Here is a 20,704-nt window from a genome sequence, read left to right on the forward strand (position 1 = left end):
ACACGGGCCGCTCTGGAGAACGGGGAACCGATGAGAACACTCCGAAGAGGTTTACGGGACGGGTGGGCCGGGGCGTGTGCGCGCGGCGCGGTCTCGCTGGCGCTGATGTGCACCGGGGTCGCGATGGCCCCCACTGCGGTGGCGCAGACCGCGTCGGCCGCGTGCTCGACGGACACCGGGGCCAAGGGCCTGGCGAGTTCACCGGTGGCGGGCACCTTGGTGTCCGTGGGGCGTGCGGATGGCCGGATCGCGCAGTTCCAGCTCTTCTACGACGCCACCGCGACCGGAGGCCTGCCCTTCGTCTGGCACCGTGAGCAGAACGGACCCGGCGGCGCGTACGGGGGCTGGCAGCGGGTGAGCGCGGCGACCGTGGGCCCGAAGAGCTACGCCATGACGGCGATCGAGAACTCGGCAGGCAAAATGGAGCTGCTGTTCTCCACCTACGGTTCCTTCTGCCACACGGTGGAGGACGCCAGTGGTGCGGGCGGCTGGAGCGCACCGGACGGCTTCGGCCTCGCGCCGACGCCGTACCACGGCGGAGTCGTGCTGTTCAAGGAGCGGGACGGCAGCATCGACGCCTTCGCCTCCGGGGCGTACGGCGCGGGCTCGATGGAACTGCGCCATCAGCAGAACGCGGCCGCCGGCTGGGGCCCGACCCAGTCCATGGGCCAGGTGCCGGACGCCGGCGTGGGCCTGAGCCAGCCCGGCACCGTGGAACAACTGCCCGACGGCAGGCTGCACGTGGCGGCACGCGAGTGGAACAGGGACCGCACGTGGGAGATCTGGCAATCGGCGCCGGGCGGCGGCTGGGGGCCCTGGCAGCTGGCGGCCCCAGCCGCCACACCCACCGCCGAGGCCTCCGCGCTGGGCAGCGCCACCGCCGGCCCACGGCCGAAGGCGGACACATCATCGGCCTCCACGACGGCGGCATAGCCGAGTCCACGACGGCAGGCCGCCCGGTCAAGGCCCCGCCCGGGCAAAGCGGCGCGGGACCTTGACCGCCTTCCGGTCCTGGCCCGACGGCCGAGGCATCGTCGCGCGTCGGGAGCGCATTCCGTAACGGGCGTGCTGCCCGGCGCTGCTGCGCGCGAGGCAGGCGAATTCTCGCGCGACTGCCTCGCGGGGCCGCAGGCCTGGCCGGTCCCGGACGGATGAGGAAGCAGCTGTCCGCCGGGGTACTTGGTCTGGAGCAGCTCCAGACGGTGCTCTGTGCCAGACGCCAGACGCCAGACGCCAGACGCCAGAGGCCAGACGGCAGCGGGCCAGGCCGGGCCCTGGCTGCGGCCTGCTGCGGTGGACACTGGCTGCGGTCCGCCGGACGATGGAAGGACCCGTACGGGTGCGTGCGCCCCGGCCTGTCGCCGCGCCGTCTCTCCGATGGGAGCCCCCCCCATGTACCGACTCAAACCACACGCCCTGCTCCGCGCCGTCCTCGCATCCTCCGTCGTCCTCGGTGGCGTCCTGGCCATGCCGGCTTCGGCAGCCCCGGCCGCCAGCTGCACGGTCACCCCCGACCCGGCGGGGCACTTCGTCGTCATCACCGGCGAGGGGTTCACCGCTCCGCGCAACCTCAACGACGGCCAGAGCACCGAGCCGCTGAACATCGACGCCAACGGCAACTTCCGGGTTCAGCGCTTCCAGAAGAACGTCGACTACACCGTCCTCGCGGTGAATGAGGACCAGAACTTCGCATTTGTGAACTGCAAGGTCGTGCAGCCCAAATCTCCTCCCTCCACATCCACCCCTCAGGGGATGCGGCAGGACTACCGCAGGGGTTACCTGGACGGCGTCGTGTCCGCGCGACAGGCGGCCCAGCAGGGCTGCCAGGGCAAGCCCTCGCCCGACAAGAGCCAGACCCGCTCCGACTCCTACTGGAACGGCTGGACGGCGGGCGCCACCAGGGCCTACGACCGGATCTGCGGAACCTCCTGAGGCTCTTCCACCGGATGACGTGCGGCAGGGAAACGGGCGGATGCGTCGGTGACCGGTCCCGCCAACTCGCGGATGGCGACACCCACCGCCGCCTCCTCCTCGACCACCTACGCGTGACCGTCTACTGCCGCGGTGCGGCTCCTCGGCCGGCCTGTCCCCGGCCACCGTCACCCGGCTGACCACCCAGTGGCAGGCCGACCCCCAGGCGTTCAGCGAGCGCGACCCGTCGGCCACGGACCACGTCTACGTCTACGTGCAGACAACCAACCCCAGCGAGTCGACCTTCGCGACGGTGCGGCTGCGGACGAGGGTCACCAAGGGCGCCGGATCCCGGGCCGTCGCCCTGGCGATGGTGTCAAGCTCGTCGAGTCCGCCCAGGCCCGCCGGCGAGCCGTGAACGCACCCCACCTCGTCGCCCTCGTCCGGGCAGGCGCCGGCTTCGAACGAGGCCACCTCGTTGAACGGCCGCAGCCGACCGCGGCATGAATGGGTTGGTGTACCTGCCTCGAAGTTCGAGATCATCCGGTCATGTTGAATGGCACGGCAGGACAGGACCTTCCGGTCGGCTTCGGGTTCCGGCCGTATCGCGGCGACGAAGACCACAGCGCCATGGCCGCGGTGCGGCAGGGGTGTGTTGAACGGGACCGGGTCGATGTCCGTTCGGTAGTGGAAGGACTCCCGACAGCGGCCGAGATCGCCGAAGCTTCTGCCAAGTTGGAGGAGCCGTCCAAGAACCAGGTCCTGGTGGTGCTCGACGGGAGCGCCGTCGGCTACTCGACGATCCGGTGGTGGCAAGAGCGGGACGATACGTGGCTCTACCTGCACCGCGGCTACCTCTTGCCCGAGCACCGCCGCCAGGGCATCGGCTCAGCCATGCTGAGCTGGGCCGAAGAGCGGATCCGCCGACTCATCGAACAGCATGGAACGGCGCGGACAGCAGTGATCGGAGCGAACGCCATGGCCTCCGAGCAGGACGCCACGGCGCTTCTGCTCGCCGCCGGCTACCGACGTGTCTTCAGCCTGGTCGAGCTGGAGCTGGACGATCTGCAGCAGTTGCCCGAGCGGGGCAGCGAACTGCCGGCCGGGATGCGGACAGGGCCGATCGGGGCAAGCCACTACCGTGCAGCCTGGAGGACGGTCGTCGATTCGTATGCGGACACCGGTTTCACTCAGGAACGGACCTTCCAGGACTTCGTCGACACCGCCGACCCGGCATGCTGGAGGGCTGCCTGGAACGGGCAGGACGTGGTGGGCGTCGCCCTCTGCTCCATCCGCCGCCACGACCACACCGTGGGCGAGGTCGAAGAGCTGAGCATCCGGACGGACCAGCGACGCCTCGGAATCGGCCGGGCCCTGCTGCTGGACGGGCTGCGGAGCCTTCGCGAGCAGGGTGCAACGACCGCCCGGCTCTTCACGGGCACGGCAAACCCGCACCGGTCCTACGACCTTTACGAGAGCGTGGGGTTCCGGCGGCAGAACGAGTACGTCCGATACCGCAAGCCGCTTGCTTGATCGACCGGCCATCGGGCTGTCCGGTCAGTGCACAGGATTCGGCCATAGCTCGGTCGGCGTCGCCGCTGCACCATGTGGAAGTGGCCGGCAGAGGTGCGTGAGGACCGCCTGGAGCCTGTGGCGCGGCCCCCGCCTGCACAGCAGTTCTTCCGTCAAGCAGGGACGCCGGCTGGAGGACGAGGACTCCGGGGTCGGCCGCGCCGGCCTCCTGCGTCAACCCCATTCCCGCGGACGAAGCCCACGCCCTAGACTGCGACCGCTTCAGAACCTGGCGATCATCGGGAGGGCGTGCGGGATGAAACGAGTACTGATCAGCGGATTCGCGGCTGTGGCGTTAGTCGTGTCCGGGGGGAGTGTCGCCACCGCTTCCGACGGTGCTCCGCCGCGCACCACGCACGGCCCGTGCCAGTACACGCAGACCCCGGACGAGCCGCCGGCGCGCTCTGTTCCGCTGCCGCCGGACCCGCGGCACACCCCCAGTCGTGGCACGGTCGACATGGCGGTTCCGACCAGCCAGGGCTCGCTTCCGCTGCGCCTGGACCGGTCCAAGGCGCCGTGCACGGTCCAGAGTTTCCTGCACCTGGCACGGCACGGGTTCTACGACCGCACGGTGTGCCACCGCCTGACGGCGTATCCGACGCTGAAGGTCCTGCAGTGCGGCGACCCGACCGGCACCGGTGAGGGCGGCCCCGGGTACAAGTACAAGGACGAGCTGCCGGTGGACCTGCCACCGGCACCGACCGATCCGACCGGCGCGCGCCGCCTGTACGGGCGAGGCCTGCTGGCGATGGCCAACGCCGGTCCGGACACGAACGGCTCACAGTTCTTCGTCGTCTACGGCGACTCCGCACTCCGACCGAACTACACCGTGTTCGGCACGGTCGGCCCCGACGGCCTGACCACACTCGACAAGGTCGCTGCCGGAGGCATCGAGCCGACCGCGGAGAACCCCGCGCCGGTCGACGGCACACCTGCGCTGCGGACTGAGCTGCTCCGCGTCCGGCCCTCCTGGCAGCATTGACGCACCGTGACGTGGCCACCTCCTCGTCGAGCGTGCCCGACGTCCGTGGCCGCCACACGCGGACGTCGCGGGCCGGGTGAAGCGTCTGGGTGCGGCTCGTCCCCCTGGAACAGGCCCGCGCCCGGCTCCACAACCGCATGGTGCACGAGCCGGGCCCGCAGGTGACTTTGGCCGGCGAGGAGCTGGTGTGTCGGCGCCCGGCCGTGGCCGGCCACCCCTTCTGGCATGAGCACACGCCGTCCCCGCGGGCCCGGTCGGCCCTGCGGCGGGCCGCAGCCGCCGCCCCGGGCGCCGAGGCGAAGACCCACCCGTGGTACGCCGACGGCGGATTCGCCGCAGGTGACCACGGATCCCTACGCGCTGCGGCCGGCGCGGTTCACCGCGGCACGCAACGCCTACGTCACCCAGGCCCGCCAGGAGAAGAACCTAGTGACCTGAGTCAGAGGTTCGTCAGGAGATCGGCGTCATCCCCGCCTGGCGGGGCATAGGCGTCTCCCGCCGCATGCACGGCGCCCTCCCGGCCGGCCGAGCGGAGGTCCACGCCACGGCTGATGCCCAACCCCGCCTCCGGCGACGGGAAGGCCATGCGACGCTGCGAGGGCTGGGGCTACCACGAGGAGGCGTGACTGAGGGGGAGCTGACCGACCAGACCTTGTGGCAGGCCGCCGAAAGCCTTGCCCCGGGCGCGGGAGGGCGGACCGCCGAGCTCGCTGTGCGGGCAGTCTTCGTCGGCTACGTCGCCGACTGGTGGGCCGCCGAACGCGTCGAAACCCCGAGAAGCGATGGAAGGGGGGCGAACTCCGCCTGGATATGGGACAGTTCGCGATGCCGCGTCACGGGTTGCCGGGAGAAGGGCACGATATGGCTGGGGAGTCGGAGGGCGGCTGGCTGACGGCGCGCCAGGTGAGCACTTTGTGGCCGGGCGTCGGTGCTCGCTCGGTGTATGTGAATGCGCTGGCCCATGGAGTGCGGGTCCGTACGGACAGCTGGATGACCACCACCGGGTCCGCCAGTAAGACGTGGTATTACGCCGACGACGTGCGCCGAGTGGCCCCGCAGATAGCAGCCCAGCCACCGCTCAAGGGGCCGTCCCCGCTGCCGTGCTGTCTCCTGCTGATCGTTCTGGCAGCGGTACCAGTCGTCTGGCTGGCGCTGGCCATACGAGACACAGTTTCTCCCTAGCGACCTGAGTCGGAGATCCGTCGGCAGTAGGCAGCGACCTTGTCGAGGGTCTCGTCGGCGGTCTTCGTCCAGACGAACGGTCTGGGGTGCTCGTTCCCGTCGACGAGCCAGGTCCGGATGTCGCGTTCGAGGGCCTGGACGGATCGGTGGACGCCCCGTTCGAGCTTCTTCCGGGTCGGCTCGGCGAACCACCGCTCCACCAGGTTCAGCCAGGACGCGCTGGTCGGCGTGAAGTGCAGCGGACTGTGTCCGGAGTGACCTGCGGCCTGCGGGACACCTCCGTGATCGAGTGGCCTTCGGCGCACTCCAGCACGATCCGCGACCGCTGGGCCAGAGCCTGGGCCGTCCACCGGCGACGCACCCAGCCCTCCGACACCGCCCGTTGGGCATCGGTCACCGACAACGGCGGAATCTTCTGACCCGGACGACTCGTGCCCAACCAACGACGAACCTCTGACTCAGGTCACTGGCGGCGGTGCGCCGGATCGCCGCCCTGCGCAAGCCCACCCTCGCGGTCCGGGCGGCAGGACTGTTCGCCCGCGCCCACGCCCGACCCGACGACGCGCAGGCGCTCCCGCACCTGGGCGGCCGGCTCCGGACAGCCCACCGGGAGCTGGACGGAGCCCAGCTGCGCTCTCTCTCCCACGAGCAGCACCGGATGATCAGCGCGCTCGCGCGCGAGACCGTACACCTGGCTGACGAGGCGGGGGAGCGGATCAGCGAGAGCATCCTGCGGGAGATCGAGCGGACCTTGGCGGGTCTGTCCTGCTTCTGATCCGGGGAATTCGATGCGTGAATCCGGCACCGAGGGCGGCGTCGACCGTCGGCGCGGCGCTGTGCCCTCTACCGTGCTGGTTGGCGCGGGCCCGCGCCGACGGCCGACGGGGTGAGGAGGCGTATGCCGGACCGCTCCCCGGGCGGTGCGCCCGACCAGTCCCCGCATCCGCCCGACCAGTCCCCGGACGCTGCTCCCGACCGGTCTCCCGACGGAGGCCACCGCGCCGGGCTGTGGTCCTTGCTCGGCCTGTTCGCGGCCTGCGTGCCGTGCGCGCTGCTCGTCGTGGAGAAGCTCGGCTCCTCCCTGCCACCCGTGCCACTCGTTCTCGCCGTGCTTGCCGCGCTGGCCGGGTACGTGCTGGCGGTGCGCGCCGTGGTGGGGGAGCGGTTCGGGCAGTACCCCCGCCGGTCCCGGATCCTGGTGTGGCTGGCCGCCGCGGTGCTCTTCCTCGGCAGCGTCGCGGTGCTCCTGGTCTTCCGTCCCCCGCCGCCCCCGCTCACCCGGATGAGCGGCGCTCGCGACGTGGCCGTGGTCGGCTTCGCGGCCGAGGGCGGCCGGCAGGACAAACAGGTCCTGGACGACGTGGCCGCGACCTTCGCCCACGACATGGCCGCACGCGTCCCCACCGCGACCGCCGTCCGCAGTTACGCCGGCGAGGCAAAGCTGCCCCTCGCCCAGCTCGCCGACACCCACCGCGGCGCACTGGAACGGAAGACCGCCAGGTTCGCCGACGAGACCAATGCCGAGGTCATCGTGGGCGGTCTCGTCAGCGAGGACCAGGCGGGCCAGACCACGCTGCGGCCCGCCGTCTACGTCCGGGCCGACCAGATCCCCGATTCGCCCGAGATCACCGGCTGGGTCCTCGGCGCGCCCGTCCTCGTCGCCGGCGGCTGGCAGTCGGCGCGCGCCCGCGCTCAGCTGACCGGGGAACTGACCCGCCGGATCGGCGCCCTCGCGCAGTTCGTCGACGCGCTGGACACCTGGCGCAACGGCAGCCCGAAGGAGGCTGCCCGGACCCTCGCCGGCCTCTTCGACGCGGAGCGCAAGGACGGCACCAGTGGCTTCGTGCCGCCCGATCTGGTCCGCCTCTTCCACGGCCACGCTCTTGAGGCCCAGGCGCTCGACGAGACCGGTCCCGGCAGAGAGAAGCTGCTTGCCGCGGCCCGCGCCGACTACCTCGCCATCGGCCCGGACTCGCCGGCCAGCCGCCGCGCCGCCCTCAGCCTCCAGCTCAACACCTACCGACAGGCCCTCGGCCCCGCCTCCGGCTGCAAGCCGGGAACCGTCCGCGCCACGGACCTCGCCCAGGCCTCCAAGGCCCTGCGCGACCTCGCAGCGGACCCGGGCATCACCGAACTCGGACGGATCAAGGCCACCGTGAACCTCGCCCAGGTCGAGCAGTGCCGCATCACGGCCGGCCTGGTGAAGGACGACGGCACGGTGGAACGTGCGGCAGCCACCGTCCGCGCCGCCCAGGGCCTCACCGGCTCCGCGGACCTGCGCGCCCTGGCTGAGTCCATCGCTGCCACCAACGCGGCCGGCCGCGGCGACCTGGCAGGAGCCGTCGACCACATCCGGGACGCCATCGCACACGGCCGGGATCCCGTCCAACGCAGCGTCTGGCACGGCCTGCTGGCCTCCTGGAGCCTCGAGCGCTGCGACCTGGCGACCGGGCGCAAGGCGTGGCAGGACGCCCTGGCCCAGCTGGCCGCGGCGGAACACGCCGGCAGGGCGGACAGCGCGCGCCTCCGCCAGTACGAACAGATCTCCGCCACAGAACTGCGGCGCGCCGAGGAGCGGTGCGCAACCAGCCGATGACACGAACGACGAGAGGTGACGAGTGGCCGCACGACGCCCGACCCGGTGGCGACCGCCCGTGCTGTGGATGCTCGGCCTGTTCCTCGGCGCCGGCTGCACGACGCTGGCTGAGACGCCGACGGCAGCCCCCGCCGGCCGGGCCGCCACACGGTCGGCAACCCCCAGCAGCCCGGACGCCCTGGACATCCTGCTGGCCCAGCAGTTCGAGCTGGGCGGGGAAGGCGCCGGCCCCGTCAGCTGCCGCGACGACCCGGGCAGGGGTGCGCCGAGCCGTCCGGCCAACCGCCCCCGGGTCTGGGTGACCTCGGGCCAGGACGCGACGGGGGCGAGTGACGCGGTGGCGGCAGGCATCGGCGAGGAGTCGCTCCTGTGCCTCCAGGGCTTCCCGCCCGGCCCGATCACCATCACCATCAAGGCCGGAGGGCGCACCTACACGACGACCGTGAAACCCGTGGCCGAGCTGAGCGCCACGCCGTCGGCGAGCGACGACCTGTTCAACGGCCGTCCGATGGAGGTCGAGGACGGCGGCGGCGGCCTGCTCCAGAGCGGCTTCTGGAACTTCCTCCCGTCCGAGCCGGCCCTGACGGACCTCGCCCGGTCCAGACGGTTCACCGTCGCGGCGCGCTCGGGAACCGTCCGCGCGGAGAGCGAGGTACCGCTGCGCCTGCCCCGGGGAGCGGCGACGATGCAGGGCTGGGAGCGCAACCACCGGATCGCGGTCTACGGATACCCCGCCGGCGCCCGCGTCCCGATCGGCCTCTACCACCCGAAGGACCGGGAGGCCGGCGAAACGATGGTGCTGCAGCGTCAAGTGGGCCGCGTGGTCATGCCCCGCCACCAGGTCGCCGTCTTCACGGTCCCACCTGACGTCTTCCGCACCGTCAGCACGGACCCCGCGGCCGACGGGAACCGCGCCTGCCTCTCCGTCGCCGACCTCGCAACCTGCATCACCTGAGCAGCTCGGCCACCCGACCTCCGACGGGAGGCCGGCACGGGGCGGACGACCTCCACCAACCGGCCTCTCCGAGGGTGCTCCGGTAGACACCCCGTGGGCACACCTGCGTGCCGCAGCGTGTCCCGGGTCCGCTTCCACCGGAACCCGTCCCGGTGGAGCAACTCGGTCAGCCAGGCCGCCGAGAACCCGCACCTGCCGGGCCCGGGGCGTGGCGGCGTCAGCTGCTCGCGGAGGTGACCTGCGGGGCGGGCTCGTGCTTGAAGCTGGCCTGGCCGAAGTTCTTCTTCACGGCCGCGTCCCAGGAGCCGTCCTGGACCATCTTCTTGAGGGCGGCATTGATCTTGGCTTGCAGATCCCGGTTGCCCTTCTTGATGCCGATGCCGTAGCTCTCTTTGCTCAGGCTCAGCCCGACGAGGCGGAACTTGCCCGTGTTGCCCTTCTGGGCGGCGTAACCGGCCAGGATCGCGTTGTCCGTGGTCATGGCGTCGACCAGGCCCTCCTGGAGGGCGATCACACACTCCGAGTATCCGTTGAGCTCGAGCAGGCTGGCCTTCGGCGCCAGGTTCTGCTTGACGTTCTGCGCCGAGGTGGACCCGGCGGTGGAGCAGAGCTTCTTGTTGTTGAGGTCCTCGGCCTTGGTGATGGTGGCGTCGTCGGCGCGGACGAGCAGGTCCTGGTGGGCCGTGAAGTACGGGCCCGCGAAGTCGACCTTCTCCCGGCGCTTGTCGTTGATCGAGTAGGTCGCGGCGACGAACTTGACCTCGTTGTACTGGAGCAGCAGCTCGCGTTCGGAGCTGTCGACCCGCTTGAACTCGATCTGCTCCGGCTTGTAACCGAGCTCCTTGGCGATGTACCTGGAGACGTCCACGTCGAAGCCGGAGAAGGTGCCCCCCGCCTCGCGGAGGCCGACACCGGGCTGGTCAAAGGAGATGCCGATGGAGAGGGTCCCCTTGGGTCCTTCGTCGCCGCCGCAGCCGGTGGCGGTCAGGGCGAGGCCGATCACAGCGGCCATCGCACCAGCCTTGGGGACCTTCATGTTGCAACTCTTTCCTCGGGGACGCGGGACGCGGAGCGGGATCGCCGGTGCGCGTGGAACCGCGGGGTACGTAGAAGCGTCAAGACGCGTGTAAGAGGAAGCTAAGAATGCTGCCGCCGCGGTGTCACTGGATCTGGGCGAAACTTGAGGTAACGATCCGGCTCGACCGGCATTTCTGCGGCGATTACGGCTTCGAACGGGATGAAGGGGGACGTCCGAGGCGACCGGTTCGGTACGGGTCCCTGCCCCCGGGCCTGGGGGAGTTCCCGCTGCGCCGGGTCGTGTGCGGAAGTCGGTCGCCACCCCCTGCCGACCAACGAGGGGCTCATGGAACTCGCGACCGTCGTCGACATCATCATGCAGATCGGTCTTGGGCACGCTAGCGCCACAGTGCTGGCAGCGATCCTGATGAAGCGCGGGCTTGGTGCCCTTCCACGATGTCGCGGTGCTTGTGGATCTGGCGGTCGAGGGCCGGTCGGCGGGAGGCTGCCCCGCCGGGCCCGGTTGGTGATCTGGTCGGCCCGTTCGGGAACGGTGTGGGCGATGCCGCGGCGCCGGACCCAGGTGCGGATGGCTTTCGAGCTGTAGCCCTTGTCGCCGATGACGTGGTCGGGCCTGGTCCGGGGTCGGCCGGGTCCGGACCGGGGAACTCGTATCGCGTCCCTCACGGCGGTGAACTGGGTGCAGTCGTCGGTTTTCCCGCCGGGCAGGGTGAAGGCGAGCGGGCGGCCCGCTCCGTCGCAGGCCAGGTGGAGCTTGCTGGTCAGACCGCCGCGGGACCGTGCGAGGGCCGGGCTGCGGAGCCCCCTTTTCGTGCCCCGGCGGCGTGCTGGTGGGCACGGGCGATGCTGGAGTCGACCCGCGTCCGCGTTGGCCTGGGCGGCCTGGCGCATCCGCGCGAACGTGCCGTCCGCCGCCCAGCGGCGGAGGCGGGTGTGGAGGGGGTTGACGCTGACCAGCGAAAGCGGCCTCCGGTGATTGATCGCGAGGCGTCGCGCCTGACTGCTCTTGACCGCTGGGATCCGCTCTTTCCGGCACGGATTCGGCACGGGCTTCCATCCGCTCTGACGGGTCGCGTCACCGACCCCGCACCCGACAACACTGTCACCCGAATGGCCCAACATGGCGTGCCACCCACATGGGTGAAGATCAAGCTGGCTAGTGCCCCAACCGAGGCAATCTGTGAAAGGCGAACCACATGCGCATTCGACGAATCCTCGCCGCGGTCTTCGCCGCGGCAGCCCTCGCCGGAATCGGCCTCACAGGCGCCACCGCCGCCACCGCGGCCGCCAGCGTCACCCCGGCCAGCGTCACCCCGGGTGAGTGCACGGATGGCGGCGGAACGATCGATCGGTCGACGCCCGTGCTCCCGACCTGCAGGGGCGGTACGTACGACGGGCAGTCGGTCGACTAAACCCCACTAGGGCCCGTTGCGAAAGTGGATCGGCGCCCCGCAGCCACGCGTTGCGGGGCGTCTCCCTCGTGAGCGTTCTCCCCCGGCTGACGGCTCAACGTACCCGGGAGGCGTGACGATCGCACACGAAGCTGGGCATCGACTGGGCGTGACCGCGAGGGCGGCGTGCTGGTCGGCGGTGAGCTTGGCGCGTCGGTTTTTGGTGTTGGAGACCCGCACACCCAGCTTCACGACCACCGGCTCCGCCTCGCCCTCGACCGCGATCTTCTTCTCCGGACCTCGGGAACGTCCGGTGGGCGCCTTCCCGCTCCACCCACTGGGTGAGGGCGGCCAGGCCCCGCTGGAACGCCTGCCGCGCCTTGCTCGGCCCCTTCGTCCCGCGGCTCGCCGCGGGGGCGGGGGCGGGGGAGGGCGCCTCGTCGGGCTGCACGCCCAGCGCGGTCAGCCGCGCCTGTTGCACGGGCAGCAGGCGCGTCCAGGTGGCCGGCTGCTTCTGCTGCTGGAGCCACCGTCCGATGCCGTCGGCGTCCATCAGCACGCCCGGGGCGATGTCGGGCAGTGTCCGTCGGCGTCGACCAGACGCCTCCTCTCCCGGCTCCCACACCATCCCGGCCCCGGGTGCGTCCAGGAGGACCTTGCGCCGGTCCTCGAACTCCCGGCGCGCAGGGCCGCGTTCCTGCGCTCCAGGGTCTACTGACCAGAGTCGTTGGTGTGGCTCGAGAGCTACCACGGCAGCGCCGTGACGTACATGATCGCGCCGATGGAGAACCCGGACGTGCACATCGGCGTCGGCAAGACCGTCGACAACGGCGTGCACCAGGTCATCCTCGACACCCCCGGGTACTTCGCCTTCTGCGACCTCTGCAACGGCGGGAAGTACAAGCACCACGCCCCGTTCATTGCCGCCGCACCGACGGCATGGTGATCCGCACCGCGGACTTCATCCGCTCGTGCGGCTTCGACCCGGACGAGGAGCTGTGGGCCAAGGACGGCGCGACCTGCTGTCCGTGCGACTCCAAGGTCCCCGACCTGAACGTGGGCGGCGCGGTCGCGGGGCTCGCAGGCGGCATCTTCTACGGCTGCGTGGTGGGCGGCATCGGTGCCGTCGTGCTCGGCATCGTCCTGGGGACGGCCGGCGTCGCCGGCGGGGACGCGCTGGGCATCACGAACAGGGCCTTCGCACTGGCCTCCGTCGTGGCCTGCATGGCCATCGGGGAGGTCCAGGGCGGACGCAAGCCCGCCCCGCCGCACCGGACGGGGCGGCCGACGTCGCGCCGCTGACCGTCAGAGGGTCGGCGTCGGTGTCGACGCCGACGGTCAGGCGGTCGGGCCCTCCTTGTCCTCGACGCGCTGCCAGGCGGCGGCGAAGAGTTCCGGCAGGGTGTGCGGGGGCAGCGGCACCCCGGCGAGTTCGGTGCCTTCGCCCCGCAGCACGAGGCCGTGCAGGTCCGCCTTCCACCGCTCCACGGGCAGCAGCGGCTTGGCCGCGTGGACCCAGGGGCCGGGCAGGAAGACCCCGCGGCCGGCGCGGGGCCGCTTGTCCTCGACGACCAGACCGAGTTCGAGCAGGGCGGCGACGGCCTTCTTGTGGCGGGCCGGCGTCCAGCCGTTCCAGCGGCGTACGTTGCGGTCGGTGGGGGCGAGGAGGGCCAGCAGCTGCAGGTAGAGCGCCGCGGGGTCCGGCGCCACCCGGAGCCGGTCCTCCACCTGTGCCACCAGCTCCGGCACGCAGGCGCCCGGGTCGGACTCGTAGCGGCCCTCGGGCAGGGCGCCGTCCGCTATCCGGGCCATCATGCGCTTGCAGGCCGCGCCGTTCAGCCAGTCGCCCCTGATGACACCGGCGTGGGCCCGCCCGAGCTCCGCGGAGAGCATCCGCGACGGGGAGTCCCTGGGCACCGACACCTCCCGCAGCACCCGGACCAGTCCGGGCGCGCCGTCGCGGACCGGGTCCCCGGCGGGGAGGTCGGCGTACGCCCACGGGAGGGCGGTGAAGACGGTGTCGAGCAGCCGGTCGGTGTCGTGGCGGGTCATCACGTCCCAGGCGGTGAACAACCGGGTGTCGCGTGCGGGGCGGGGCCACATGAGGAGGTCGGCGCCGCCCGGCAGCGGCGCGGAGGCGGGCTGCAGGAAGAGGCTGCAGACGTCGGCCGAGGGGTAGCGGGCGGTCTCCAGTGCCATGGCGGCCTCCCTGGTCCGGCGGGGCGCCGGGATGCGGCCGCCGCGCTGTGCGAGCCAGGCCTGCGCGGTGCGCGCGGCGACGCGGCGCAGGCCGCCGGGCTCCCACAGGTCGGCCGGGTCCTCGGGCAGGACGTCGGCGAGGAGGGTGAGCCGGTCCTGGTCGTGCAGCGGGATGAGTTCGCAGCGGGCGTCCTCGGCCTCGGCCGTCTTGAGGTCGAGGACGGCGCGTTCCTCGTTCTCCAGGAACGGTATGTAGTAGCTGCCCGAGCCGGGGTTGCCGGACAGGGTGAGGGCGGCGGCTCCCCGGCTCATGCCGGTGGCCCGGCTCAGGTCCTCCACCGCCCCGGAGTCCCACGGGATCGGGCCGCGCTCGCGCACCAGCGCCACGAGGCGGCGCAGCTGGCCCGCCGTGCCCCAGTGGCCGCGCGGGGTTTCGGCCTGCGAGTGCACCTCGCCCTCGCCCAGCCGGGGCGGGGCGGTCTCGCCCGTCCAGGCCTGGAGGAACCTGCGGGTGCCGTCGATCGGCCAGTACGTGGCCACGGCCGCGCCGCCGTGCGCGTCGCGGACGCCCCAGGGTACGTCGGCCTCCGCGAGGACGCCGGTGCGGAAGCGGAACGCGGGGTCCGTGAACGGGCTTTCCGCCCACATCTCCAGCAGGTTGAGCAGCACTTCGCGCCGGGGCGGGCGGGTCGAGGGGGCGGCCGCGCGCAGGGCCAGGAGGCCGGTCTGCCCGATGAACCCGGTCCACGAGCCCTCGCCCGCCGGCCGCGGCCCGTCCTCACCGTCGGCCGGCTCCCAGGTGCCGGCGACGTAGCGGCCGGTGCGCTCGATGGCCCGCAACGCGTCCTGGTACCAGACACCGCTGCCGCCGATCAGCCCCTGCAGTGCGGCGGTGACGGCGAATCCATGGGTGCCCCAGCCGGGCGTGCCCCAGTCGGCGGCGATCCAGTCACCCGTGTCCTCGTTCTCGATCATGACGCCATCCTGGCGCACGGCACTGACAACGCGCACGGCACCGGGACCGGACCGGCGGTGCGCAGAGCACGGACGGCGTGGACGGGACCGCCGGCACGACCGGACCGGCGTTGCGGACGGCACGGACGCCCGCTCGCGCCACCATGAAGCGGAGGTGGCGGCCAGGAGGGCCGGTCAGGCAGCCGAGTCCGCGACCCGGCGCCTCCGAGACGCTCAGAAGAGCGCAGAGTAGCCGCGCGTCTGCCAGCCCGATCTGTCCGCCGGCCGGGGCTTCGGATTCAGGGGCCGGTGAGGTTCGAGTGGGTGCCGATGGGGCGCCAGACACGTTGGGGGTGCCGGGGCGCAGCTCGGGTCCGTATCCCCAGGTTGCCCGTCCTGCGGGGCCGGTGCGCTGGTTGCCGCCTTGCGGGGTGTCAGTACCGCCGGCCCTGTTCGCGTAGTCGGCGGTTGCGGGCCGCTCGTCGTCGGGCTTTTTCTTTGCGCTCCCGCTCGGATTTCGCACGGGCGCGCTCAGCCTCTGCGTGCTTCCGTTCGGCCTTCGCGTGTTCGCGCTCGGCGTCCTCATGGGCTCGTCGCCGGGCCTCGACGTCCGGGTCGTCGGTGGCGGGCGGGGTCTGGGTTTGCGTCTCCTCGTCGGGCCGAGGAGGAGGTGACGCGTCCGCCGGCCGCGTGTGTCCACCGGATCGTGGCGTGTCGTGCCGGGCTTGCGAGTACGGCCCGGGAGGAAGCCGTTGCCCCGGGTTCCCGGTTCGGCTGCCGGCGATCCACCGGCGCAACGCGGCGCAGGCGATCAGCGGCCCGAGGAGCAGCGCGAGCAGCCACAGCGCGAAGACCGTGGACCAGACGGTGCCGTGGGGCCGAGGGCCCGGCAGAAGCGGTACCAGCAGCATGATCAGAACGAACAGCGCCAGCCAGGTGGCGACGATGACAGCCGCCGCCCGGGCGGCAGCCACCACACGCCCCATAGCTCCCCCTCCCGGCGGTGCCGGCACCGGAGAGTCGGCGCTCGCTACCGAGCGCCTGCCGTGGGTCATTACCCTGGCGCGGCGGCACGCACACCGTGGCTGCCTTCGTGGCCCAGCGCGGCGGCGGCGCACCGGCCGCCGGAGACGCGGCCACGGCCGGAGCAGAGGTCGCACGGTCCTGGAACGGTGCGACCTCTGGCGGGCTGCGGGGGTGTGGCGGTGGGTGCCCCGGGGGCCAGATGGTGATGGTCACGGTGGCGCGGCCGAGGCCGTCGGGTGTCTAAGGTCGCATTCCATGACGAGGACCACGCCCCCGCGCCCGCACGATGTCGAGCTGCTCTTCCCGGAACTGGCTGCCTACCGGGGTACGACGACGCGCCTGCATCCGCGGCCGGGCAGCCCGCAGGTATCGGCTGGCTCGGTGGGCGGTCCGATGCTGTGGCCGGCGGGCGAGCCGTGGCCGGTGTGCGGTGAGGCCCACAGCCGGGGGCGGGGTCGGCGTCGCCGGCCGACATCCACCAGTACCGCCAGGTGCTGGCCACCGCGTGGACCCGCGACCAGCCCCTCGGTCCGACAGAGGAGGAACGGCAGCTGCTGAAGGAGCTGCACCGAGAGCACCGGATTCCCGGGGCGTCGGAGGCGGATCCGCTGCCGATGATCGGCCTGGCGCAGCTGTACCGGCGGGATGTCCCCGACCTTCCGGACGGGCCGGACGGCTGCGACCTGCTCCAGGTGTTCTGGTGCCCCTTCAACGCCCACGGCCCGGGCCGGTACGACCTGGCGCTGGAGCTGCGCTGGCGACGGTCGTCGGAGGTCGGCGAGGTGCTGGCGCCGCAGCCGCAGCCTCTGGTCGTCGGTTCGGACGGGTTTGTTCCCGAGCCCTGCGTCCTGCACCCGGAGCAGGTGGTCACCTACCCGTTCGCCGGCCTTCTGCCCGAGGACCTGTGCGCCCGGCTCGACGCCTGGGACGAAGCCCAGGAGGCCGAGCAGTCGACGGACGAGAACGCCGGCGGGCCGATCGGCTACCAGTACGACCTGTCCATCCCGCCCGGCTGGCGCGTCGGCGGCTTCGCCTCCTGGCACGCCACCGACCCGTATCCCATGGACTGCAAGACCTGCGGGACGCCGATGCGCCTGCTGCTGACCATCGACAGCTCGGAGTGGGACGGCGGCAGCGGCAGCTGGAAGCCGCTGGAGGACCGAGACCTGCCCACCCATCGGTACGCTACTCCCACCAGGGTCACCGTGGGCCGTTACGGCGAGCTCAACGTTTTCACCTGCCCCGACGATCCCGACCATCCACACCGCTGGAGCATCCAGTAGCTCGCAGGACCACCCGGTGCGGCAACATTCTCATCGGCGAGCGCAGGTGCGCTTCTCGTGAACATCGAACACGCCGCCGGTCCGGGTGCCTCCCGAAGTACGGCTCTGGCCCGACTTCCGTGATGATGCAGCGCAGGCTGATTCGAGGCTGGGTGCCGCCCCCCGCACCGCCGTGACTTCGGTGCGCACCCGACCGGGTGGAGCCCATGAACTCGACCGGCAGTTCGGCCATCCGCAGCTCGGTGCCGGCGAACTCGAGGACGGCTTCGACGTCACAGGCCTGGACGGCCTGGGGCCAGCCGAACGCGCTGATCGCCGCTCCGGAGTCGTCGGGGCGAGCGGCGGGGTGGTGGCGTCGGGCGTGACGGCTCCTCCTGTACGGGCCACCGCGCGGATCGCGGCGGCCACGAACCGATGCCCGAACGAGGGCCCTGTGGACGGAGTCCGGAGCCGAGAGGGGGAGAGCTCCCCCTCCAGGTTGATCACGACGTCGGTCACGGCATCGTCGAAGCACTCACCGAGGCCGGCCTCAAGTGCTGGGCCGACAAGTCGTATCCAGGTGTCAACAGCTCCATCCAGGTGCCCTTTCGGGGCCGTCGCCTCAAGCGGTGGCAGCGTCGGCACAACAGCACGCCCGCCAAGATCTGCTGCATCGGCGAACAGGCCGTGGCCACCCTGAAGGGCTGGCGCCTCCTGCGAAAGCTCCGCTGCAGCACCCCTCGCGTCACAGCGATCGTCCAGGCCGTCCTCGTCCTGCATCACGCGTCAGCGTGAGGTTGGAAAGGCTCAAGGTCAGTGGCGGAAGCCTTTTCAGAGGACGACACCGGCTTTGACCACGTGCCGAAGGTGGCGCTCGGGACGGGTGAGGACGGCCAGGTCCGCCAGGGGGTCGCCGTCCACGACGAGCAGGTCGGCGTGCGCGCCCGGCGCGAGGGTGCCGATCTCGCCCTCCATCCGCAGCAGGCGGGCCGCCGTGCTGGTGGCGGAGCGGATCACGTCCGCGGCGGGCTGGACCTCGGCGCGCAGCGTGAACTCCTCCAGCTGGGCCGAGTGCAGCGGGCCGAGCAGGTCACTGCCGTAGACCAGATTGACCCCCGCCCGGTGGGCCTTTTCCAGGGCGGCCAGCCCGTGGTCGCGGACTTCGGTGAGCTTGCGATGGGAGGACTCCGGCAGACCGGACTGGCGTCCGAGCTCCGCCGTCCGCTCGTACGCGACCAGGGTGGGCACCAGGAAGGCGTCCTGCTCCAGCAGCAGGGCGACGGTCGCGTCGTCGATCAGGTTGCCGTGCTCGACGCAGCGCACGCCGGCCCGCAAGGCCCGGTCTATGGCGCGCGGGTGGTAAGCGTGCACGGTGACGTACCGGTTGTGGTTCTCCGCCTCCTCCACGGCGGCGCGGATCTCCGCCTCGCTGTACTGGACGGCGGCGATCTCGTCGTGCGGCGAGGCCACCCCGCCGGAGAGCAGCACCTTCAGGTGGGCGGCGCCTTTGCGGAACTCGTCACGGGCCGCCGCGCGGACGGCGTCGACGCCGTCCGCGATCCGGGCGAAGTTCGGACGGCTCTCGCAGCAGGGAACCGAGTCGTCCCCCAGCGGGCGCAGGTCGCCGTGTCCGCCGGTCTGGGAGAGCGCCTTTCCACCATGGACCAGCCGGGGGCCGAGCACCAGCCCTTCGGCCAGGGCGCGGGCCATGCCGTGGTCGGCGCCGCCCACGTCGCGGACGGTCGTGAAGCCGCGGCGCAGCATCCGTTCCGCCTCCGCCAGGGCCCGGACGGTCAGGTAGCCGGGGGTCCAGGACGCGATGGCAGGCAGGTCGAGGGAGGTGACCAGCAGATGGACGTGGGCGTCGATCAGGCCGGGCAGCACGGTGGCACCGGCGGCGTCGAGTACCCGCACGTCGTTCTGCCCGAGGCCGGGCGGGCGGCCCGTGCCGGTGGCGGCGATCCGGCCGTCGGCGACCTCGAGCCAGGCCAGGTCGGTACGGGTGCCGGCCTCGGGGTGGAGCAGATGCGCGTCGGTGATCAGCAGTCGGCTCATGGTGGCGGTCCTCTCACGTTGTTTCAATACGACCTGTATTGAATACACCATGTATTGTGCTGCTGTGAATCCCACTCCGGTCGAACCTGCGGCGCCCCGGCCTCCGCGGCGCCGCGTCCACACCAGAGCCCGCATCCTGTCTGCGGCGAGCGAGCTGTTCCTGTCCGCGGGGTACGCGCGGACGAGCATCGAGGACATCTGCACCGCCGCCGGCTACACCCGTGGGGCCTTCTACTCGAACTTCGCCACCAAGGAGGACCTGCTGCTGGCACTCTTCGACGAGCAGGCTGCCGGGCGAATGGCCGAGCTGGAGCGAATGGCCACGGCGGCCGAACAACTGGAGCCCGGGGAACGGGCGCGGCAGCTGGTCGAGGCGCTGCTGCGGGTCGAGGATGCCGAACGCGGGTGGATCCTGCTCTTCCTGGAGTTCCGCCTGTTGGCCGCCCGTACGCCCGGGCTCGCCGAGCGGGTAGCCGCGCACGACCGCACGGTGACAGCGGCGGTGGCGGTCCTGCTGGAGCGGGTCCTGCCGGAGTTGGTACCGGCCGGGGCCGCTGCCGGGCAGGCCGCCGAGGTGGTCCTGGCCGCACGCGAGGGTCTGCTCGTCCGCACGGCTGCGGGCGGCCCGGCCGCGGAGCAGTTGCTGAACGCGACTACGGCAGTGCTGACCGGGCTCCTGGGCTGACGCGGCGGAAAGGGCGGCACCCCGTCACGTACGGGTGCCGCCCGTGAGCCCCTCGCGCAGCCGGCGGTCCTGGTCTGCGCCCGGTGCCCGGCTTCAGCCGCGCCGGGCCGGCGTACATGCCCGGCTGGATGCCGAGTTCACCGCCCGTGGGCGGCCAACCCGGATGGCGCCCGTCCTGCGGCGGGCCGACCCCGCCTGCGAGGCGTTGCCGCGGACGTCGACCGTACACCGGCGACGCTGCGGGCCTGAGAAGGGGAGCGTCGGGGTCAGTTCGAGGGCGTGATCTGGCGCTTCCGCTCCGGCGCCCAGTGGCGGGAGATGCCCTCCGAGTTCGGTCCCTGGCCGACGGTCTACGGTCGCTTCCGGGTCTGGAGGGACGCCGGCGTCTTCGAAACCCTGCTGGAGGGACTGATCGCGGAAGCCGCGAAGCGGGGTGAGGTGGACTTGTCGCTGGTCAGCGTGGACTCCACCACCGTGCGGGCCCACCACGACGCCGCCGGGATGCACCTCGACTCCGACACTCTGGCCGCCCTGGAGAAGGCCGCCGACGAGGCGGACAAGGCCCGGCAAAAGGGGGCGACCCAAAGGAACAAGACGGGCGGGCCGGCGCAGACGACCCGGAACGGGAAGAACGACGACGAATCCGGCGTCGGCGCAAGCTCCGGCTGAAAGCCGCCCTGCTCGGACGCTCCAGAGGCGGACAGACCAGCAAGATCCATTGCGCCGGCGACCGCAAGTGCCGCCCGCTGGCGTTGCTCCTGACCGAGGGGCAGGCCGCCGACAGCCCGCAGTTCACCCGGGTTTCCCTTGGCCGCCCCGTCACAGGCGGCGATGATTCGGTCGTTCATACAGCGATCATGCCAGGACGACGGCCCCGCCCCCGACCACGGCCTGCG

General features: G+C 71.9%; 14 protein-coding genes and 8 pseudogenes. 15 read left to right on the forward strand and 7 right to left on the reverse strand.

Going from position 1 to position 20,704, the window contains the following annotated elements; translation table 11 throughout:
- The first annotated feature begins 225 nt into the window (after positions 1-225).
- The 6 genes and pseudogenes from AB0469_RS29390 to AB0469_RS29415 all read left to right on the forward strand — a co-directional run bounded on the left by AB0469_RS29390 (position 226) and on the right by AB0469_RS29415 (position 5,357).
- Positions 226-933 (forward strand): hypothetical protein, encoded by a 708-nt coding sequence (locus AB0469_RS29390; RefSeq protein ID WP_366454468.1) that lies wholly within the window; start codon positions 226-228, stop codon positions 931-933.
- Between the two features lie 459 nt (positions 934-1,392).
- Positions 1,393-1,932: a hypothetical protein gene (locus AB0469_RS29395; protein WP_366454469.1), complete on the forward strand. Its 540-nt coding sequence runs from the start codon at positions 1,393-1,395 to the stop codon at positions 1,930-1,932.
- A gap of 235 nt (positions 1,933-2,167) precedes the next feature.
- A pseudogene (locus AB0469_RS29400) lies at positions 2,168-2,418 on the forward strand (IS256 family transposase); the annotation flags it as partial.
- 42 nt (positions 2,419-2,460) lie between these two features.
- Positions 2,461-3,444: a GNAT family N-acetyltransferase gene (locus AB0469_RS29405; RefSeq protein WP_366454470.1), complete on the forward strand. Its 984-nt coding sequence runs from the start codon at positions 2,461-2,463 to the stop codon at positions 3,442-3,444.
- 496 nt (positions 3,445-3,940) lie between these two features.
- Positions 3,941-4,465: a peptidylprolyl isomerase gene (locus AB0469_RS29410; RefSeq protein WP_366454471.1), complete on the forward strand. Its 525-nt coding sequence runs from the start codon at positions 3,941-3,943 to the stop codon at positions 4,463-4,465.
- 622 nt (positions 4,466-5,087) lie between these two features.
- On the forward strand, positions 5,088-5,357 hold the full coding sequence (locus AB0469_RS29415) for a hypothetical protein (protein ID WP_366454472.1): 270 nt from the start codon (positions 5,088-5,090) through the stop codon (positions 5,355-5,357).
- Between the two features lie 286 nt (positions 5,358-5,643).
- Here the strand turns inward: AB0469_RS29415 and AB0469_RS29420 are convergent.
- A pseudogene (locus tag AB0469_RS29420) lies at positions 5,644-5,886 on the reverse strand (IS630 family transposase); the annotation flags it as partial.
- 236 nt (positions 5,887-6,122) lie between these two features.
- Here AB0469_RS29420 and AB0469_RS29425 point away from each other — a divergent pair.
- The 3 genes from AB0469_RS29425 (at position 6,123) to AB0469_RS29435 (ending at position 9,198) form a co-directional block, all read left to right on the forward strand.
- Positions 6,123-6,422 carry a hypothetical protein gene (locus AB0469_RS29425; protein WP_366454473.1) on the forward strand — a complete coding sequence of 100 codons (300 nt, stop codon included), beginning with the start codon at positions 6,123-6,125 and terminating at the stop codon, positions 6,420-6,422.
- Positions 6,423-6,545: 123 nt separating this feature from the next.
- Positions 6,546-8,243, forward strand: a complete 1,698-nt coding sequence (locus AB0469_RS29430) for a hypothetical protein (RefSeq protein WP_366454474.1) — start codon at positions 6,546-6,548, stop codon at positions 8,241-8,243.
- 22 nt (positions 8,244-8,265) lie between these two features.
- Complete coding sequence (locus tag AB0469_RS29435) at positions 8,266-9,198, forward strand: hypothetical protein (protein WP_366454475.1); 933 nt, start codon at positions 8,266-8,268, stop codon at positions 9,196-9,198.
- 217 nt (positions 9,199-9,415) lie between these two features.
- Here AB0469_RS29435 and AB0469_RS29440 read toward each other — a convergent pair whose 3' ends face one another.
- Entirely contained in the window at positions 9,416-10,234 is an 819-nt protein-coding gene (locus AB0469_RS29440) for a glutamate ABC transporter substrate-binding protein (protein WP_366454476.1), read from the reverse strand.
- Between the two features lie 430 nt (positions 10,235-10,664).
- A pseudogene (locus AB0469_RS29445) lies at positions 10,665-11,093 on the reverse strand (transposase); the annotation flags it as partial.
- A gap of 339 nt (positions 11,094-11,432) precedes the next feature.
- Here AB0469_RS29445 and AB0469_RS29450 point away from each other — a divergent pair.
- Positions 11,433-11,648 (forward strand): hypothetical protein, encoded by a 216-nt coding sequence (locus AB0469_RS29450; protein ID WP_366454477.1) that lies wholly within the window; start codon positions 11,433-11,435, stop codon positions 11,646-11,648.
- A 6-nt stretch (positions 11,649-11,654) separates the two neighbouring features.
- On the opposite strand, the pseudogene AB0469_RS29455 reads toward AB0469_RS29450, so the two are convergent.
- Positions 11,655-12,303: pseudogene (locus AB0469_RS29455) on the reverse strand (hypothetical protein); the annotation flags it as partial.
- A gap of 75 nt (positions 12,304-12,378) precedes the next feature.
- Between AB0469_RS29455 and AB0469_RS29460 the strand changes: the two are divergent.
- Positions 12,379-12,683 (forward strand): annotated as a pseudogene (locus AB0469_RS29460) (hypothetical protein); the annotation flags it as partial.
- Positions 12,684-12,965: 282 nt separating this feature from the next.
- On the opposite strand, the gene AB0469_RS29465 reads toward AB0469_RS29460, so the two are convergent.
- Together AB0469_RS29465 and AB0469_RS29470 are read right to left on the reverse strand one after the other, a co-directional pair.
- Positions 12,966-14,801, reverse strand: a complete 1,836-nt coding sequence (locus tag AB0469_RS29465) for a hypothetical protein (protein ID WP_366454478.1) — start codon at positions 14,799-14,801, stop codon at positions 12,966-12,968.
- A 413-nt stretch (positions 14,802-15,214) separates the two neighbouring features.
- Entirely contained in the window at positions 15,215-15,766 is a 552-nt protein-coding gene (locus tag AB0469_RS29470; protein WP_366454479.1) for a hypothetical protein, read from the reverse strand.
- 295 nt (positions 15,767-16,061) lie between these two features.
- Between AB0469_RS29470 and AB0469_RS29475 the strand changes: the two are divergent.
- Positions 16,062-17,089: pseudogene (locus AB0469_RS29475) on the forward strand (hypothetical protein).
- Between the two features lie 495 nt (positions 17,090-17,584).
- A pseudogene (locus tag AB0469_RS29480) lies at positions 17,585-17,863 on the forward strand (transposase family protein); the annotation flags it as partial.
- 36 nt (positions 17,864-17,899) lie between these two features.
- On the opposite strand, the gene AB0469_RS29485 reads toward AB0469_RS29480, so the two are convergent.
- A complete protein-coding gene (locus AB0469_RS29485) occupies positions 17,900-19,123 on the reverse strand; it encodes an amidohydrolase family protein (protein ID WP_366454480.1) in 1,224 nt (407 codons plus the stop codon).
- 64 nt (positions 19,124-19,187) lie between these two features.
- On the opposite strand from AB0469_RS29485, the gene AB0469_RS29490 reads away from it, so the two are divergent.
- Positions 19,188-19,808 (forward strand): TetR/AcrR family transcriptional regulator, encoded by a 621-nt coding sequence (locus AB0469_RS29490; protein WP_366454481.1) that lies wholly within the window; start codon positions 19,188-19,190, stop codon positions 19,806-19,808.
- A 255-nt stretch (positions 19,809-20,063) separates the two neighbouring features.
- Positions 20,064-20,590 (forward strand): annotated as a pseudogene (locus AB0469_RS29495) (transposase); the annotation flags it as partial.
- Positions 20,591-20,704: the final 114 nt, after the last annotated feature.

Source organism: Streptomyces sp. NPDC093801 (assembly GCF_040701585.1).
Classification (GTDB): domain Bacteria; phylum Actinomycetota; class Actinomycetes; order Streptomycetales; family Streptomycetaceae; genus Streptomyces.

What these genes read in the sequence shown, in the direction of transcription:
- AB0469_RS29430 (WP_366454474.1), top strand. Translation starts at nt 6,546, where the DNA reads ATGCCGGACCGCTCCCCGGGCGGTGCGCCCGACCAGTCCCCGCATCCG.
- AB0469_RS29485 (WP_366454480.1), bottom strand. Translation starts at nt 19,123, where the DNA reads ATGAGCCGACTGCTGATCACCGACGCGCATCTGCTCCACCCCGAGGCC.
- AB0469_RS29395 (WP_366454469.1), top strand. Translation starts at nt 1,393, where the DNA reads ATGTACCGACTCAAACCACACGCCCTGCTCCGCGCCGTCCTCGCATCC.
- AB0469_RS29465 (WP_366454478.1), bottom strand. Translation starts at nt 14,801, where the DNA reads ATGATCGAGAACGAGGACACGGGTGACTGGATCGCCGCCGACTGGGGC.
- AB0469_RS29470 (WP_366454479.1), bottom strand. Translation starts at nt 15,766, where the DNA reads ATGGGGCGTGTGGTGGCTGCCGCCCGGGCGGCGGCTGTCATCGTCGCC.
- AB0469_RS29405 (WP_366454470.1), top strand. Translation starts at nt 2,461, where the DNA reads ATGTTGAATGGCACGGCAGGACAGGACCTTCCGGTCGGCTTCGGGTTC.
- AB0469_RS29410 (WP_366454471.1), top strand. Translation starts at nt 3,941, where the DNA reads ATGGCGGTTCCGACCAGCCAGGGCTCGCTTCCGCTGCGCCTGGACCGG.
- AB0469_RS29450 (WP_366454477.1), top strand. Translation starts at nt 11,433, where the DNA reads ATGCGCATTCGACGAATCCTCGCCGCGGTCTTCGCCGCGGCAGCCCTC.
- AB0469_RS29440 (WP_366454476.1), bottom strand. Translation starts at nt 10,234, where the DNA reads ATGAAGGTCCCCAAGGCTGGTGCGATGGCCGCTGTGATCGGCCTCGCC.